This window comes from Bacillus sp. FJAT-25509 (genome assembly GCF_001420605.1).
In the GTDB taxonomy this organism is placed as follows: Bacteria; Bacillota; Bacilli; order Bacillales; family Bacillaceae_G; genus Gottfriedia.
In genome coordinates this window covers 73,954-91,225 of the sequence record NZ_LJIZ01000007.1, presented here as the reverse complement: position 1 = coordinate 91,225, position 17,272 = coordinate 73,954, and the positions used below count along the sequence as shown (strand labels likewise).

The window sequence follows — 17,272 nt, the reverse complement described above, 5'->3', positions numbered from 1 at the left end:
ATTTATATGTAAGTTAAAATGTTTAATTTTATTTAACTGAAAATTATGAATATAATAAATAAAAAGAATATTTGGATGTAATTAAAGCTATGAAATGAATCGATGTAAATAAAGGGGGAAAGGGTATCTTTGTAATTTGGTTAGTAAATTTTGTAAGCGCTTTACTAGAAAGGGAGAATTGCTAATTTTGGTTAAAAACAGGTTGCTTTTTAGAGATGTTCAATAATTAGAAGGAAAGAAAGGGAGATTTTTTTGAACACACCAAAATATTCTTGGATTATTTTATTAATTCTAGTTGCTTCTGGCATGGTCAATCAGGTTGATAAAATCATCATAGGTTTAGTTTCAGTTCCGATAATGAAAGAATTACATTTAAGTCCATCGCAATGGGGATTAGTTGGAAGCTCGTTTTTTTGGTTCTTTACGATCTCTTCTTTTATTCTTGGTGGCATGGCTGATTCTAAAAATACGAAAAAGATGTTTACTTGGATTATGTTAATATGGTTAATCGTTCAATTTACAACACCTTTTGTATCTAGTTTATCTCTATTAATGTTTTCAAGAATGCTATTAGGAGCAGGGGAAGGACCAGCTATTTCTATTTCAACTTCAATCATTGGAAAATGGTTTCCTAAACATAGACATGGTATTGGTTTTGGAGCGGTGCTCTTTGGAGCTACCATCGGACCTGCAATCGCCTCTCCACTATTAATCTCACTAATTAATCAATATAGTTGGAGAGCCGCATTTGTAGCAATGGGTACAGTCGGATGTATTGTTCTACTTTTATGGATGATTTTTGGAAAAGAAAGCCCAAAAGATATCGGATTCTCTACATATGAACAAGAGGTTAAAAACACAATAATCCCAAATAAGGTTTCATGGAAGCAGTTTTTTCCTTATATTTTTTCTAGAAATTTTATTTTCACTGCTATTTGCGCAGGTTGTGCATATTGGCTATTATCTGTTCAAGCTGTTTGGTTTCCTGCCTACTTTTCGAAGGTTCAACATTTTGATGGTAAAACATTAAAAATGGCAGTATCTTTACCTTTTCTCTTTGCGGCTATTTGCCAAATTGCATTTGCTTTAATATCAGACCGCATTTACCGCAAAACACAAGATATTCGAAGAGCAAGAATAAATCTTGCAGGAATTTCAATGATGTTATCAGCTATTTGTTTATACATTGGAAGCGTCGCAAATTCAAGTTTGATTTCCATCATATTCTTCATCCTTGCACCTGGTTTTGCGATTGTCATACTTTCACTTGCGCCAGCAATGTTAATGGAGTTTTTTTCACCAAAAAACATTGGAAAGGCTCAAGGGACATATGTTGCTATATCTAGTTCAACGAGTATTATTGCTCCTGTTATATTCGGTAATTTTATTGGAAATGCAGGCAGTGAGTCAGCTGGATATGGTTACGGATTTTTGGTGACCTCATTAGTTATGTTTGTTTTTGGATTATTATTTTGGATCACTGTACGTCCTGTAAAGCAAACAAATATTACGATCGCATTAGAAGAACAAGTCATTTTATAAAAAGTTTGATTTAATCGAGGAGGAAAGAGTATGTGTAAAAATAAGAAAGCCTTTGATGGAATCGATTGTTGCGTTGAATGTCATGAAGAATTATCCATTATGGAGAGAAATCGTAGTAACTGCTGGAGTTGCCAGGATAAAATAACTGAAACTTACGCTGATGACCATATCGATATCGAACCAGAAGTCAAAACTGAGCAAAATATTAGTTCGAGATAACTAATAGATTCGAATAAAAAGGAGAAGCTTTCGCGTCCATTTTGAACGCAATTGCTTCTCCTTTTTAGCTATTAATAATTTCCGATTTTAGAAAATTAATATATTTATTAGCATATGTAGATAAATGTTTATCTTCTGATCGAACTAACCCTAAAGAAATGTTAACAGTATTATGGTTCACTAAATCGAGTGGAATAATATCACCATTAATGACCGATGGATAATTTTGCATGACAAAATCAGGGGCAAATGTAATTGCCAAATTCTCATCTACGGCTTGGAGAAGTCCAGCCATATTATTTGTTGTAAATAGAATTTTCATAGGCTTATATTTGACAAAAAAATCTTGAACAAAATATTGCATTAATTCGCCTTTATATATGACGAGCGTTTGATCAAGAATGTCTTCAGGGGTTACAGTACCAAGAATAGCTAAAGGAGAATGCTTAGAAACGTATACTTTTTGCTTTCCATCAAGCAGTGCTTCAAAAGCGATCCCTTCCATATTTACTCCTAAATCACTTGAATATGTAATTAGGCCAAAATCAGTCTTATGCTGTTTAACATCATCTATTACCGATGTACCGCTTTTTTCAGTAACCTCCAGATTTACATGAGGATAATCATGGCTAAATGTAGAGATTGCTTTAACGAGAAATGTCATTAAACCCGGTAAAGAAGAAATACTAAGCTCACCCACCTCGGTAGAGTTAAATAAGTTAGCTGCTTCTTTTATTTCTTCAAGTTTTTTTTGAACTTCATAGGCCAGCTTTAAAATGACTCTGCCTTCATCAGTTGGTACAGCCCCATGTCCCCGCGAACGTTTAAATACTTTAATTTCTAGCTCCTTTTCTAAGTTTGTTATAGACTGGCTAATTGTTGATTGAGTCACATGTAGATTTTGAGCAGCTACTGACAAGGAACTGTATTTTGCGACTTCAACAATATAAATTAATTGTTCAATATTCATGGTTGTCCCCTTTTTTTGAATATTAGTGTTACTAACTTACACATTAAAATCTTTAATTTTTTTTCATTATAATTTATATGTATAATCAATATCAATAAGATTTTCAAAAATTAGAATATTCTTAATTTTAGGAGGGAAAGTAAAATGTCATTAACACAATTATTTGATTTAACAGGAAAGACGGCGATTGTTACAGGAGGCGGAAGTGGGTTGGGACGTGTAATGGCAATAGCTTTAGCAGAAGCAGGGGCAAATGTAGTAGTTTGTTCTAGACGTTTAGAAGTCTGCGAAGAAGTTGTAAAAGAAATAGAGGCATTAGGCAGACGTGCGTTAGCCATATCATTGGATGTGACTAGTCCGAAATCAATTGAAAAGGGATTAGAACAAGCTATTTCCCAATTTGGTAGCATCGAAATTTTAGTAAATAGTAGTGGAACTGTTTATGAAACGCCAGCTGCAGAAATGCCTTTAGAACAATGGCAATCTATGCTTGATACGAATGTGACAGGAACGTTTTTAATGTGTCAGGCAGTTGGTAAACATATGATTAATAACGAATATGGCAAAATCATTAATATTTCTTCTAGTATAGGGTTTAAAGGTGTTGACCCTGAAGCTGTAGATTCTGTTGGTTATACAACAAGTAAGGGTGCCGTTATGACTTTAACGAAAGACTTAGCAGTTAAGTGGGGGCGCCATGGTGTTAATGTAAACTCAATAGCTCCAGGAGTTTTCACTACAGGAATGAATAATCCAGAAATACCAGGAACGCTTGTACATAAAGCAGGTCCATTTATTGCTACTCAAGTTCCACTTAGAAGATTAGGTAGTGATCATGATTTAGTAGGTGCTACTCTTTACTTTGCTTCAGCAGCATCTAATTATTGTACAGGACAAATACTAGTTCTTGATGGAGGCCTTGGTGCTAAGTAAATTTCATCACAATAAATTAGTGATGTAAATTAGTGAAACTTAAATACAAGTTAAAAATACTAATTTTACTTTACAGAAAATTACAAATATACTGATAATAACGAATTCGAAGTAGTTTAAAGTGCTCTTACCGATGTAAGGGACTACTATAGACGAATTTAAAAAACATAAGTTGGAAGAGGGGATATAAGTGAGTAATATAAAGGGAATAAAAGAAGTAGTAGTGCACCATGCTGGAAATATTAATGTAGACGAATTGCCTTGGATTCCTTATTTTGGTGATTCAAAATTTAAATTACTTAAAGCAAACCCTGTAACAGGACAAACACTTACTTTATTATATGTACCAGCAAAAATGCAACTTCCTGCACATTTCCATCCTGGAACAGTTATTGTATATACTGTTCAAGGGACGTGGAGATATCTTGAGGAGTCTTGGATCTCTAAACCAGGAGATGTTGTATATGAACCTGCTGGATCGAAACATACGCCTACAGCTGTAGGTGACGAAGATGTTATTACATTTAATATTGTAGAAGGCACATTAGACTACATAGGTGAGAATGGTGAAATTCTTGCTAGAGATAATTGGGAAACATTCCTAAATAGATACTATGAATATTGTGCAGCTGAAGGAATCGAGCCTGTAGATGTAACTAAATATTAATAAATAGTATAAGAAAAGAGAATCTGACCGTCGTGTGACGGAAAGGATTCTCTTTTCTTATTTATGATTCTCTTATCTGCATTAAAGTAAATCTTTTACTGTTCATATATTAATAGAACTAACTTGTAAGTTAAATTCTTTAATTTTATTTAATTATTACTTATGAGTATAATTAGTTTATGTATTAATATTTATAAAATTTAGAATTTTTAAAATAAAAGGAGGTCTATAAATAGATGCCAACAGAAACAGTATTGATCACTGGTGCTACAAAAGGCATTGGATTGGAATTTGCAAAAGTTTTCGCAGGACAACACTATAATTTAGTCTTAGTTGCCAGAGATGGGATGTTGTTGGAAAAACAAGCTGAGTATTTAAATAAGGAATTTGGAGTCGAAGTAAATACTTTTGTCGGTGATCTAAGTAACCATGAAACTGTTGAGAACTTGTATAGTTACTTGAAAACTGAAGCAATCAGCATCGATATTTTGATTAATAATGCCGGGGCGGGCGGATTAGGGCTAATGACAGAATTAGATATTAAGAAAGAAATAGAATGTCTGCAGCTGAATATGATTTCTTTAACATATTTAACTAGACTAATAGCAGATGAAATGGTTAAACAAAGACGCGGTAAAATTTTAAACGTTGCTTCAACAGCAGCATTTCAACCAACTCCACGAATGTCGATGTATGGGGCAAGTAAATCATATGTTTTATCTTTTACAGAAGCGATAGCTGAAGAACTGAAAGGTACTGGGGTGCAAGTTAGTGTATTATGTCCTCCGTCAACAAAGACACCACTTACTGAGGGGCTTGCTTCAACAGGAACAAAAATTTTTATTAAAAATTTAATGGATCCTAAAGCAGTTGCCAAATGTGGTTTCGAAGGCTTAATGAAAAATAAAACGGTGATCATTCCAGGCTTTAAAAATAAACTGATGGCTAAATCCGTTGGAATACTACCAAGGAAGTGGGTAACTATTTATACCCGAAAGATGATCGAGGAAAAAGTGTAAGTAACTTAAGACAATGAAGTGAGGGATCATGAATGCAGAATGTTTATTTAGTTGAGGCACTACGAACTCCAATTGGGTGTTTCGGAGGCTCATTAAAAAATGTAGGTGCGATACAGCTTGCATCAACAGTTATTAAGGAGGTATGGCAAAGATCTGGTCTATCTGCTGATTGTATTGATGAAGTAATATTAGGGAATGTTCTAAAGTCAGGGCTTAAAGGAAATCCAGCAAGACAAGCCGCAATTAATGCTGGCTTACCTGTTTCGATACCAGCTATTACAATTGATAAACAATGTGCATCTGGACTACGAGCAATCACATTAGCCTATCATCAAATACTAGCTGGAGATTCGAATGTTGTAATTGCTGGAGGGACGGAAAGTATGAGTAATGTCCCACATTTAGTCATGAATGCAAGATGGGGACAAAAGATGGGAGACCTAAAGACAGTAGATGCAATTTTTCATGACGGACTTCACTGTGCAATAGAAGGTTATCATATGGGAGTTACAGCTGAAAATTTAGTTGAAGACTATCGTATATCACGAGAGGTGCAGGACATTTTTGCTTTAGAAAGTCAGCAAAAAGCGATTAGAGCTAGGGAACAGGGCAAATTTGAAAAAGAAATTGTTCCAGTTACGATTAAAACGAAACAAGGTCCCATTTTATTTAAAGAAGATGAGAACATAAAAAATACTAGTCTAGAGAAACTACAAACTCTTAAAGCAGCTTTTAAAGAGAATGGAACAGTGACAGCTGGAAATGCTTCATCATTAAATGATGGTGCAGCTGCTGTTATTATTGCATCTGAACAAGCAGTGAGAGAATATGGTTTAAAACCGCTTGCCAAAATTCGTTCGGTAGCAAGCGCTGCTGTTGCTCCTTCGATTATGGGAATTGGTCCTGTTCCAGCAACACAAAAAGCACTACAACGAGCAAAACTAACAATACAGGATATTGAATTGGCTGAGATTAATGAAGCATTCGCTGCACAAGTGCTAGCAGTAAATAAAGAATTAGGTATATCAGAGGAGATTATTAATGTAAATGGAGGAGCTATTGCATTAGGGCATCCAATCGGCTGTTCTGGTACTAGAATTGTAGTTACTTTATTACATGAATTAATACGTCAAAAGAAACAAATTGGGCTAGCGACTTTATGTGTAGGTGGTGGACAAGGAGTTTCAATGATCATAGAAGCTGTATAATCTATTTAAAAGAAATGGTAAGCAAATTCACCGAAGAATTGCTTACCATTTTAGTTTATAATCTAGATTCGTTTTTTAATTATCTTAATGAAGATAATCAAATGTATTTTTTGCTAATAATAAGAAGGTTACTGTGATAAAAAGGACTCGAACGTAGCCACTACCTTTCTTAATCGCAAATTTTGATCCACAAATGGCACCAGCTATTTGTGCAAGTCCCATAGCTAAACCATATGCATAATGAATTTGTCCTAAATACATAAACATTAATAATGCAGCTATATTACTTCCAAAATTTAAAAACTTTGCATTACCTGCCGCCTTTAAAAAATCAAATCCCATCATTAAAAAAGCGAATATTAAGAATGATCCTGTTCCAGGACCAATGAATCCATCGTAAAAACCAATACCAAAAATTAAAAGCATAAACAGAATGATCCGAGTAGCTGACATCTTTATATTAGAAGTAGTATCTCCCCAGTTTTTCTTAAAAATAGTATAAACTGCAACAGCAGCAAGCATCACGAGCATAAGTGGCTTAAGTACAGTAGGGTCTATTAAATGAACCGTCCAAGCTCCCAAAATCGAACCAATAAAGGTGAGTGGGAATAACTTATAGACGGATTTCAAATCAAGCTTTCCAGATCGATAGAACATGATTGTGCTCGTTAAAGAGCCGATTGACCCAGCTAATTTGTTCGTTGCGACTGCAGCTGCTGGAGATAGACCAGTAAATAATAATACTGGTAAAGTAATTAGCCCACCGCCTCCAACTACAGAATCAATAAATGCAGCTAAAAATCCAAATACAATTAAAGTTACTAATAACGATGGATCAATATGGAATATCATCAAATCTACCTTTCTTTTATTTACTAATTTGATAGTAGTTAAAATAGGAAACAATGTAAATCATTAATTTAGTAAAATAAGAATATTTTAATAATTACCACAGTAAAAAGCGATATGACACTATTTTATTTCGCTGGATTACTTACTGCAAAAATAATCATGAGTTTTTATTTTGGCTTGTTCCATTTCCTAAAATTTTGCATATATTGATATGTGATAATTTAATGATGGGGTGTGTATGGATTGAATTTCGAACAATCAAATACTACTACTGAAATAAGACAAGCTAAAGAAAAATACTTTGAAAAAAACATCAATCGTTTAACGCAAGAAATTGTTACAAAGATCGAAATGAAGATGGCACTTGAAGAACTAAAAGTTAAACGTATTATCCGTTATGATGGTCTAGAAAATGATGAAGTTATTAAACAAGTACAAAATGATTTAACAAAAATATTGGAAGATGCAATTAAAGATATTCAACTAAAAATGAATGAAATTGAGCTCTATTTTAATTCATTAGATGAAATAAAAGGCAATTCAACAAGGAAAAACGATTTCAATAAATAAAAAGAGTGAGAAACACTAGGTTTCTTCACTCTATTTTTTTTTGCCAATGTTTGGGGCGGATTCATTTTGGGTAATTGCTTATTTATCGTTAATGTTGATATTAATAATAATTTGTCTATCACAATGAGATGGTGATTGACCATTTTGGATAGCACGTAATATTTTAGCGATTACATCTGTACAGCAATCGCAATTCTTGTGTTCACAGCTGTCACACTCATGGTCTTCGCAGCAATCACATTCATGGTCTTCGCAGCAGTCGCATTCATGGTCTTCGCAGCAGTCGCATTCATGGTCTTCACAGCAGTCACATTCATGGTCTTCGCAGCAGTCACATTCATGGTCTTCGCAGCAGTCGCATTCATGGTCTTCACAGCAATCACATTTATGCCTGTCGGAATGTTTTCGAGTTTTCTTATCTGTTTTGCAACAACAATTAATATTTATATTCACCTTAATACAGCAATCACATTTCTTGTGCTCATGACAATCACATTTCTTGTGTTCGTGACAATCGCATTTCTTGTGTTCACAGCAATCACATTTCTTGTGCTCATGACAATCACATTTTTTGTGTTCATGACAATCGCATTTCTTGTGTTCACAGCAATTACATTTCTTGTGCTCGTGGCAATCACATTTCTTGTGCTCATGACAATCGCATTTTTTGTGTTCACAGCAATTACATTTCTTGTGCTCATGACAATCGCATTTCTTGTGTTCACAGCAATTACATTTCTTATGTTCATGACAATTGCATCTCATGTGTTCGCAGCAATCACATTTCTTGTGCTCATGACAATCGCATCTCATGTGTTCGCAGCAGTCGCATTTCTTGTGCTCATGACAATCGCATCTCTTATGTTCGCAACAACATTTGCATGGTGGACATGGAGGGCACGGCGGACACGGCGGGCACGGTCGACATGGAGGACACGGCGGACTCGGTGGGCTCGGTGGTTTCGGTGGTTTCGGCGGGCTCGGTGGTTTCGGCGGGCTCGGTGGACTCGGCGGCTTAGGCGGACTCGGCGGGATCGGTGGCTTAGGCGGAATTGGAGGACACGGAGGACTGGGCGGACACATTGGTTTAATTGGCTTACGTATATCTTTCATTAAAAAATCACCCATTAAAATTGAATTATTTAGGTCTTCAAACTATCAATATGTACAAATAGGACAGCTTGTCAGTGTCTTTGACTATATTTACTTTATTTATTTAGATGAAAATATGTACAAGATGTTAGTCCAAAAAATATAATTCTAAAAATAAAAAAGGTAACTCTCCAAAAATTAGAGTTACCTTTTTAGTTTAATTAAAGTGAATTAACTTCCTCAGTTGAAATTACTTTCTTATTTGACTGTTTTTTATGCAACCATTGATAAATGATTGGTATTACTAAAAAGCTATTTAAAGTAGAGGTGATCATCCCACCGATTACTACAATTCCTAATGTTTGTGAAATGACAGTATCACCTTGATGTGAAAATGCTAGTGGTAATAGTGTTAAAATCGTTGTTGTTGCTGTAATTAAGATAGGTCTAATCCTTGAAAGACTACCAGAGATAACGGCGTCTTCAATATTCATACCGTTTTTGCGATTACGTTCAATTTTATCAACTAGTACGATCCCATTTGTCACTACAATTCCTGTTAACATTAAGACTCCAATTAATGCTGCTAAATTCCATTCTCCTCCTACTATTACTAAAGAGATGACAACACCACTTAATGCTAGAGGAATGCTTAATAATACAGAAACTGGAGCTCTCCAGCCTTTGAATAATGATGAAGTAATGACCATAACTAAAAGTATAGAGAAGGCTACGGCAATCGACATATCAAAAATCATATCTTTAACTTGTTGAGTAATACCTCCCATAGAGTAACTTACTCCTTTAGGAAGATCTTGTTTACTAATGACGTTATCAACTTGTTTGGCAACTTTACTAATGTCATTTGAAGTAATTTGACCTGTTACGATTGAATAAGGCTCTCCATTACGTTCATTAATCGTTGAAGGAGCAGTATCTTTCGTAATAGATGCAATTTGTTCAAGTTTGACAGCTTTATTACTGCTTGTTAGGAAAGTTTCATTTTTAAGCGAATTGATGACATCTTCTGGTGATGCATTTAATTGTACTTGTGTTTTTCCACTACTAATTTGATCAAGATACATATCAACTGGCAGACTTACATGGTCAACTACAAATGTAGCATCTTTTGACTGTGACATATAACGGTTAATCACTTTCATTACATCTGCTAATTGAATTCCATTTTGATCAATTGCTTGTTGATTAAATGTAATTTTATATTTTGGAAGACCAGATGTTAAATCTACTTTTCCATCAATACTTAATCCATCAATCTTCACAAGTTTTGATCTCATTTGGTCTGCAATCTTGTCTAGTGTAGCTTGATCAGAGCCAGTAAATATGACTTTCAATAAAGAATCATCACCGGCAATACTTGTACTTGAAACAGTATAAGCTACGTTATTAGATAATTTTGGAAGTTGATTTCCAAGTTGTTTAATGATTGAATCTGCATCTTTTGAGTCTTTTAAAACAACTGATAGATTCGCTACATTAGGTTTTTGTAGGAAACCACCACCTTGGTCGAATACATCGTCACCTTGAGGCGTATTAGTCGAACCAAAATTAGCAGTATACGACTTTACTTTAGGGTTTTCTTTTAATTGATTTTCCACTTTTTGAACTTCTGTATCAACTTGCATTAATGTGCTTCCTTGAGGTAAATCAAGTTTAATTGCGACTTGGCCAGTTTTAGCAGTTGGCAAGAATGATACTGGTAAAAATGATCCATATGCTGCAGCAAAAATAAATAATAGTACGGATATAGAAATAGTTAATTTTTTCTTTTTAATCGTATTTTTTAAGATCGGCTGCATGATTGGTTCTAACGAAACAGCTTTTGTTTTCTTTGTATTATTTTTCCAACCCATTAGTGCAAGTGCTGGAATAACAAGAATTGCTACAAAGAACGATATAATTAAAGAGATAACAACTGACCATGCAAAACCGCTATATGAAGCACTGATTGTTCCACCTACAAAGGCAATTGGAATATAAACAGCAATTGTCGTAAGTGTAGATGCTAAAATAGCAGGTGTCATTTCATAAACTGCCGAACTTAATGAAAATAGTAATGATTTATCAGGGTTTTGTTCTCTTTTACGGTACATATTATCAAGGATAACGATGGAATCATCAACAATACGTCCCATTGCAACAATTAAACCTGAAACGGTTAAGATATTAAGTGTAATGCCCATTGATTTTAGAATAGCTGTTGTAGCTAATAAAGAAATTGGTAATGAAATTGCAATGGTTAATGTTGATCTAACATTTCGGAAGAAGAAGAATACACAAACCATTGAGAAAAGACAGCCAAGTAAACCTTCGCGAATTAAACCATTTAGTGAATCATTTAATTCTTTTTCACGGTCTAATTGAGGCGTTAATTTTACAGTACCATCTTTTACTTGTTGTAAACCTTTAATTCTTTCTTTTACATTTTTTGCTACGTCTGTAATGTTTGCACTTTGCGTTTTAATCACATTTAATTGAACACTTGTTTTTCCATCTGTTCTTGCAATCGTTTTTACATCATTTAGGGCATGAGTAACAGTTGCAAATGCCGACAGTGGAATTTGATTACCATCTGAATTTTTGATTTTTACATCACCGAGTTGTTTCTCATTTAAATTCCATCCATCAAATTTAACTGGAATAGATAATTGGTTTTGTAAGATAGTCCCTTCAGGGAAGGCTGGAATTGCCACTGCTAAGGCTTTATTTAAGTCGTCTAAAGTAAGTTTATTTTTTGCTAGGTCTTTCGTTCTAACAGTTAGTACATATCCGTCCTTTGCTCCACCGAATACTGATACATCAGATACACCAGGAACCGTTTTAAGGTGCTGTACAATATCCATTTGTGTAATTGATTTTAATGTATTGTCATCTAATTTATCACTAGTTAAACTGTAGGTTAAAATAGGAAATGAACTAGTTGTAAGTCTTGTTACTAGAGGTTTAGATGTAATTGTCGGAGGAATGTCCGCATTTTCTAAAGCTCTATTCACATCAACTTCGGCTTGCTTCATATCTGTATTCATTGGGAAATACAGACTCATAAAAACTCCACCATCATAAGAGCTTGTTTCAATATCTTGTAATCCTTCTGTTGTTCTAACAGCACTTTCGAGACTATTGGTTATATTTTGTTTTACTTGATCAGCCTGGTACATAGGTAGACGCATGCTAACTGTAAGAGTCGTATTATTAATACCCGGTAAATAATCACGTTGCATTTGGTAAGCTGAAATAGCACCCCAAGCAACAATCATAACGACACAAACGAGCATTAAAATTGCTCTTTGCATGGTCCCTTCTATAACTTTCTTCATCCTATACCTCCTAAGATTTTTATTGAAAATAGAAAATTATTTCATAAATCAACTCCATGTCATTTTAAAATTCCTAACTGAAACTTTAATGAATAATCAATTAAAATTAGATTAAAATGAAAAAACTACGAATTAAAAGTTCTATAATGGCATGTATACAAGGAACTTCCAAGACTAGAATCGGTCTTAAAAATAGAAAAGAGTTTTTCGAGACACTAAGACTATTAATAGAAATAGGTGAGTTAAATGAAAAGGATCTTAATTATCGAGGATGAAGTGAATATTGCTCGAGTTTTAAAATTAGAAATAGAATACGAAGGTTATGAAGTGTTAGTAGAACATAACGGAAAAGCTGGTTTAGAATCGGCTCTAAGTAAAAATATCGATCTAATTTTATTAGATGTTATGTTACCTGAATTGAGTGGAATAGAAGTATTAAGAAGAATAAGGAAAACAAATCAATTTGTACCTGTAATTTTATTAACAGCTAGAGATGCTACACATGATAAGATTATTGGACTTGATTATGGTGCAAATGATTATATTACGAAACCTTTTGAAATCGAAGAAGTGCTAGCAAGAATACGTTCGTGTTTACGATCAAGTAATCTTGTTCATGAATTTAAGAAAAGCGAAGACGAAGATCCCACTTTAACGATTGAAGATTTAGTTGTTAATTTAGAGGCCAGAGAAGTAAAGAGGAATGATCAAGTCATTTCATTAACACCAAAAGAGTATGATTTATTAGTTTATCTATTAACAAATCAAAATAAAATTATGACTAGAGAAGGCATCATAACTACTGTCTGGGGTTATGAGTACGAAGGGGAAACAAATGTTGTTGATGTGTACATTAGACATTTAAGAAAGAAAATTGAAGAGGATTTTGACGTTCCTTTAATCCGAACTATACGAGGTGTGGGGTACACAATGAGGAAGGGTTAAGATGAAAATAACGACTAAAATAAATTTGCTAATTACTTCATGGATCTTAATCATTCTAATTTTAATAAACGGGTTAGTTTTTTATTTGTTTATGAAAACGACTGTAAATATGGAAGAGCATGTTGTAAGTCAAAAGGCACATGAAATCTTAAAAAAACAAGATATTCCTGTAACATTGAAACTGAATGAAGAGGCATTATATCCATTTATGTCTAATCATTCTTATATTCGAATCATTGATCCAAATTCTAAAATTGTGACAGAAATTAGTAATGATAAACTACTGAACCGTATTAAACCTAAGTTCACTAGAAAAGAAGAAACGAGACTAATTCCTTTTAGTGAGCATCAAAATATAGTCGTACGTGTACCGATTTTACAAGACCAAAAAGTAATTGGAACTTTAGAAATTGGAGAGTTGTTAGTAGGACTTGAAGGTCGAAAAGATATGTTATTAACAATAATGGCAATCGTTACTGGCGTCTCTGCAATTTTATCAATGATGGCTGGAAGATGGTTAACACGCATCATAATGAACCCAATTATTTCTATGATTACTACGATGGAAGATATTGAAAAAAGTGGGGTTCCAAAAAAGATTTTAATAAAAAATGAAACGAAAGATGAATTGCACAAAATGGCAAGCACGTTTAATCGAATGATCAGTAGGTTACAAGAAAACATCGAAAAACAGAAACAGTTTGTTTCAGATGCTTCACATGAGTTAAAAACTCCGATTACTGTCATTAGTAGCTTTGCTAATTTATTAAGAAGACGCGGTTTGAAAAATGAGGAAATGGCGACGGAAGCAATAGAAACGATATATTCTGAAGCAAACCGTATGCAAGATTTAACAAAAACGTTATTAACTTTGGCCGAATCGGAGAATTTAAAGAATATCGAAATGAATCCAGTCGATCTAGTTGCTTTGTGTAATTCGACTTTAGTACAACTGCAAAATGTATATAAACGAGAAATTACTTTACATGCACAAAAACAGAAAATATTTATAAAAGGTAACGAACTTAAAATTAAACAAGTTATTATTATCTTCCTAGATAATGCAATAAAGTACAGTTCTAACAAAATTGAAGTAAGCATTAGTTGTAGTAGTGAAGCAGCTATTCTTAAAATAAAAGACTACGGTATTGGTATTAGAGAGGAAGAATTAGAAAATATTTTCGAACGATTTTATCGAGTTGATAAAGCACGTAGCCGTGAAATTAGTGGTGGCACTGGACTCGGTCTTTCAATAGCTAAGAATATAATTAGCTTGCATAATGGAAAAGTTAATATTAACAGTGTTGAAAATGTAGGAACGGAAGTAGAGGTATTATTTCCATTAAATGAGATTAAGTGAAAATAATCAGTACGTTATAGAGTATTGAAGATTGAGGTCTTAATATGAACGAAATCATCCATTTATTAAATGAATATGGCTATATAATCTTATTTCTATCATTAATGTTGGAATTGATTATAGTACCTATTCCGAATGAAGCATTGATGAGTTATGTAGGAGTTTTATGTTTTCATGGAAAAATGAATATTGTTTTGTCCATTATTTCTGCCTGGCTTGGAGGAATTGTTGGGATAACCATCTCCTATTGGCTAGGATATAAACTTGGTACACCGTTTTTTCGCAAATTTGGACACTATATCCATATGGGACCTGAAAAGATCGAAAAGATGTCAAAATGGTATGAAAAATATGGAAAGGTATTATTACTAGTATCTTTCTTTATTCCAGGGATTAGACATTTCGCAAGCATCATATCTGGAATCATTAAATTGCCGTATCGATCCTTTGCTTTTTTTTCCTATATAGGTGTATTTCTTTGGATTGGAACCTTTATATGGTTAGGGCAGATTATGGGACCTAAATGGGATATTTATCAAGTAGAAATTAAAAAGTGGTTAGTATTAGGTAGCATTTTATTAGGTATTATCGTACTTACATTATTTGTTGTTAAAGCAAATAAGGAAATAATTAAAGAGTCATTACTATTAATTTTCGAGTCAAGTTTCAAGAGATTTAAAAGTTTCATGAAATTAAAGTTGATTATCCTAACATGTTTAATTTTTTTCGTTTCGTTCTTTATCTTAATGATCGGATTAATTCAGGACAAAATTAGTAATGAATTTAATAAATTCAATTCCGTATTCAAGACCATTGTTTTTAATTTATTTAATCAAAATTGGCATGGGAGTATGAACTTTATTTATTCATTATCGACATGGAAGGTTATGTTGGCAGTCTCGCTTGCTACGATCCTTGTCATTTTAATAAACAACAAAAATAAATGGCTAGAATTGCTCTTTTTTATCGCTAGTTTAGCTGGGATTCTTATCCTATCCGAAGGGGTTCCTTGGATATTCAACTTTATGCTCGGTAGCAATGTAAGTAAAAACTTTCCAAATGAAAAGTCTATGTTGATTTTGACAGTATTAGGTTATTTCATTATTATGTTAATTCGACATAACAAAGCTTATTTACTTAATATCGTAATGTTCTTCTGCTTTATTTTTGTTGTTTTACTATTTTCTATAAGTAGCGTCTATTTGCACCACTTATTGCCTAGTGACATTGCTGCTGGATTTGTATTCAGCTCAGTTTGGTTAAGTGGAATCATATTCTCACTGGAGTTGTTTCGATTTGTCTCGCTCTTGAAAGAGAATATACGTGAGGAAAAAATGTTAAAAAAGCAAGTCGAGTGACTGTAATCTTCCTTTATTACGATGTAAAGAGGTAATGGATTATGAGAGGTAAGAATGTATGGATATTAAGTCTGGTCAGCTTTTTTACAGACATGGGTACTTACATGGTAACAACGTTAATCCCTATTATTCTTTCAGCCTCAGGTCCTTTCATTATCGGTCTTATTGACGGCTTATCCGAAAGTCTGGCTAGTGTATTAAAGTTATATTCTGGTAAGCGTTCAGATCGACTGAAGAACAGAAAAAACTTGGCGATTGTAGGATATGGGCTATCAGTTATAGGAAGGCTTGTTCTAATTTTTTCAAGTTCATGGATCGGAGTTTTCATTTGGAAGCTAGTTGATCGAACAGGAAAGGGAATTCGTACGGCTCCAAGAGACGCTTTAATATCAGAATCTGGTGGGAAAAATAAACAAGCTAGAGTTTTCGGTATTCATCAAATGATGGATATGTTGGGAGCTGCTATAGGAATAGGAGCAGCCATTGTTATTTTGCAAGCGGTAGGAAATAAAAACATTAAGGATGTGTTTTTATATTCATTGGTTCCGATAACAATCGGTTGGATTATATTATTTAGTGTAAAGGAAAGAATAAATAAACCAATTGAGCAACCTTATAAGCCATCAAGAAAATTAGATTTTAAATGGGAGCTTTTAGATTCCAATCTAAAGAAACTATTATTAATTGTACTATTATTTACAATTGTAAATTCATCCAATTCTTTTTTGTTATTAAGAGCGGCAAATCTTGGATTCTCGAATCAAAGTGTATTATTGATGTATTTACTATTTCATTTAACAGCTTCTTCTTTTTCTTATATTTCAGGTGCTTTTTCCGATAAATATGGACGTAGAGGAATACTAACGGCTGGATATGCTTTATATGGAATCGTTTATATCGGATTTGCAGAAGTTCAATCAGCCACTGGTTTAATCATTCTATTTATTCTATACGGACTTTATTCAGCATTAACAAAAGGGGTTGAAAAAGCACTTGTCGTAGAATTAGCAAGCCCTCGTGCGTTGGGAACGGCACTCGGTTTCTATGCGATGGTTTCCGGAATTGGATTTTTTCCAGCTTCTTTGTTAACAGGATGGTTATGGCAACAATTTGGAGCTACTACTTCATTTTATATTAATGGCGTGATTGCAATATTTACAGCTTTATTGTTAATGAGAGTGTTGAAGAGAATTTAAGAA

Annotated in this window: 17 protein-coding genes; 12 read left to right on the top strand and 5 right to left on the bottom strand. The window is 33.7% G+C overall.

Features of this window, described 5'->3' with window-relative positions:
* Window positions 1-252 precede the first annotated feature (252 nt).
* A complete protein-coding gene (locus AN960_RS05025) occupies window positions 253-1,542 on the top strand; it encodes an MFS transporter (RefSeq protein ID WP_056467776.1) in 1,290 nt (429 codons plus the stop codon).
* A 30-nt stretch (window positions 1,543-1,572) separates the two neighbouring features.
* Entirely contained in the window at window positions 1,573-1,761 is a 189-nt protein-coding gene (locus AN960_RS05020; RefSeq protein ID WP_056467773.1) for a hypothetical protein, read from the top strand.
* A 64-nt stretch (window positions 1,762-1,825) separates the two neighbouring features.
* Here AN960_RS05020 and AN960_RS05015 read toward each other — a convergent pair whose 3' ends face one another.
* Window positions 1,826-2,731, bottom strand: coding sequence for a LysR family transcriptional regulator (locus AN960_RS05015; RefSeq protein WP_056467770.1), 906 nt, complete (start codon window positions 2,729-2,731; stop codon window positions 1,826-1,828).
* 144 nt (window positions 2,732-2,875) lie between these two features.
* On the opposite strand from AN960_RS05015, the gene AN960_RS05010 reads away from it, so the two are divergent.
* The 4 genes from AN960_RS05010 (at window position 2,876) to AN960_RS04995 (ending at window position 6,558) form a co-directional block, all read left to right on the top strand.
* Entirely contained in the window at window positions 2,876-3,664 is a 789-nt protein-coding gene (locus AN960_RS05010) for an SDR family NAD(P)-dependent oxidoreductase (RefSeq protein ID WP_056467766.1), read from the top strand.
* A 190-nt stretch (window positions 3,665-3,854) separates the two neighbouring features.
* Entirely contained in the window at window positions 3,855-4,331 is a 477-nt protein-coding gene (locus tag AN960_RS05005; RefSeq protein ID WP_056467765.1) for a 2,4'-dihydroxyacetophenone dioxygenase family protein, read from the top strand.
* A gap of 236 nt (window positions 4,332-4,567) precedes the next feature.
* Entirely contained in the window at window positions 4,568-5,350 is a 783-nt protein-coding gene (locus AN960_RS05000) for an SDR family NAD(P)-dependent oxidoreductase (protein ID WP_056467762.1), read from the top strand.
* Window positions 5,351-5,382: 32 nt separating this feature from the next.
* Window positions 5,383-6,558: a thiolase family protein gene (locus tag AN960_RS04995; RefSeq protein ID WP_056467758.1), complete on the top strand. Its 1,176-nt coding sequence runs from the start codon at window positions 5,383-5,385 to the stop codon at window positions 6,556-6,558.
* An 84-nt stretch (window positions 6,559-6,642) separates the two neighbouring features.
* Here AN960_RS04995 and AN960_RS04990 read toward each other — a convergent pair whose 3' ends face one another.
* The gene (locus AN960_RS04990) at window positions 6,643-7,410 is read right to left on the bottom strand and encodes a TSUP family transporter (protein ID WP_056467755.1); all 768 of its coding nucleotides are present in this window, start codon (window positions 7,408-7,410) and stop codon (window positions 6,643-6,645) included.
* A gap of 243 nt (window positions 7,411-7,653) precedes the next feature.
* Here AN960_RS04990 and AN960_RS04985 point away from each other — a divergent pair, with 243 nt between their 5' ends.
* Window positions 7,654-7,980, top strand: a complete 327-nt coding sequence (locus AN960_RS04985; protein WP_056467752.1) for a hypothetical protein — start codon at window positions 7,654-7,656, stop codon at window positions 7,978-7,980.
* A 170-nt stretch (window positions 7,981-8,150) separates the two neighbouring features.
* Here AN960_RS04985 and AN960_RS24350 read toward each other — a convergent pair whose 3' ends face one another.
* Both AN960_RS24350 and AN960_RS24345 read right to left on the bottom strand, forming a co-directional pair.
* Window positions 8,151-8,345: a hypothetical protein gene (locus AN960_RS24350; RefSeq protein WP_172795394.1), complete on the bottom strand. Its 195-nt coding sequence runs from the start codon at window positions 8,343-8,345 to the stop codon at window positions 8,151-8,153.
* Between the two features lie 84 nt (window positions 8,346-8,429).
* Window positions 8,430-8,729 (bottom strand): hypothetical protein, encoded by a 300-nt coding sequence (locus AN960_RS24345; RefSeq protein ID WP_056467746.1) that lies wholly within the window; start codon window positions 8,727-8,729, stop codon window positions 8,430-8,432.
* Window positions 8,730-8,857: 128 nt separating this feature from the next.
* On the opposite strand from AN960_RS24345, the gene AN960_RS24340 reads away from it, so the two are divergent.
* Window positions 8,858-9,238, top strand: coding sequence for a hypothetical protein (locus tag AN960_RS24340; protein WP_156339620.1), 381 nt, complete (start codon window positions 8,858-8,860; stop codon window positions 9,236-9,238).
* A 55-nt stretch (window positions 9,239-9,293) separates the two neighbouring features.
* Here AN960_RS24340 and AN960_RS04965 read toward each other — a convergent pair whose 3' ends face one another.
* Window positions 9,294-12,410 (bottom strand): efflux RND transporter permease subunit, encoded by a 3,117-nt coding sequence (locus AN960_RS04965; protein ID WP_056467743.1) that lies wholly within the window; start codon window positions 12,408-12,410, stop codon window positions 9,294-9,296.
* Window positions 12,411-12,656: 246 nt separating this feature from the next.
* On the opposite strand from AN960_RS04965, the gene AN960_RS04960 reads away from it, so the two are divergent.
* From AN960_RS04960 to AN960_RS04945, 4 genes are read left to right on the top strand one after another with little or no spacing between them, the layout of a single operon-like run.
* Window positions 12,657-13,355 (top strand): response regulator transcription factor, encoded by a 699-nt coding sequence (locus AN960_RS04960; RefSeq protein ID WP_056467739.1) that lies wholly within the window; start codon window positions 12,657-12,659, stop codon window positions 13,353-13,355.
* Window position 13,356: 1 nt separating this feature from the next.
* The gene (locus AN960_RS04955) at window positions 13,357-14,715 is read left to right on the top strand and encodes a sensor histidine kinase (protein WP_056467738.1); all 1,359 of its coding nucleotides are present in this window, start codon (window positions 13,357-13,359) and stop codon (window positions 14,713-14,715) included.
* Between the two features lie 44 nt (window positions 14,716-14,759).
* On the top strand, window positions 14,760-16,073 hold the full coding sequence (locus tag AN960_RS04950; protein WP_056467735.1) for a VTT domain-containing protein: 1,314 nt from the start codon (window positions 14,760-14,762) through the stop codon (window positions 16,071-16,073).
* A gap of 41 nt (window positions 16,074-16,114) precedes the next feature.
* On the top strand, window positions 16,115-17,269 hold the full coding sequence (locus AN960_RS04945; RefSeq protein WP_056467732.1) for an MFS transporter: 1,155 nt from the start codon (window positions 16,115-16,117) through the stop codon (window positions 17,267-17,269).
* Window positions 17,270-17,272: the final 3 nt, after the last annotated feature.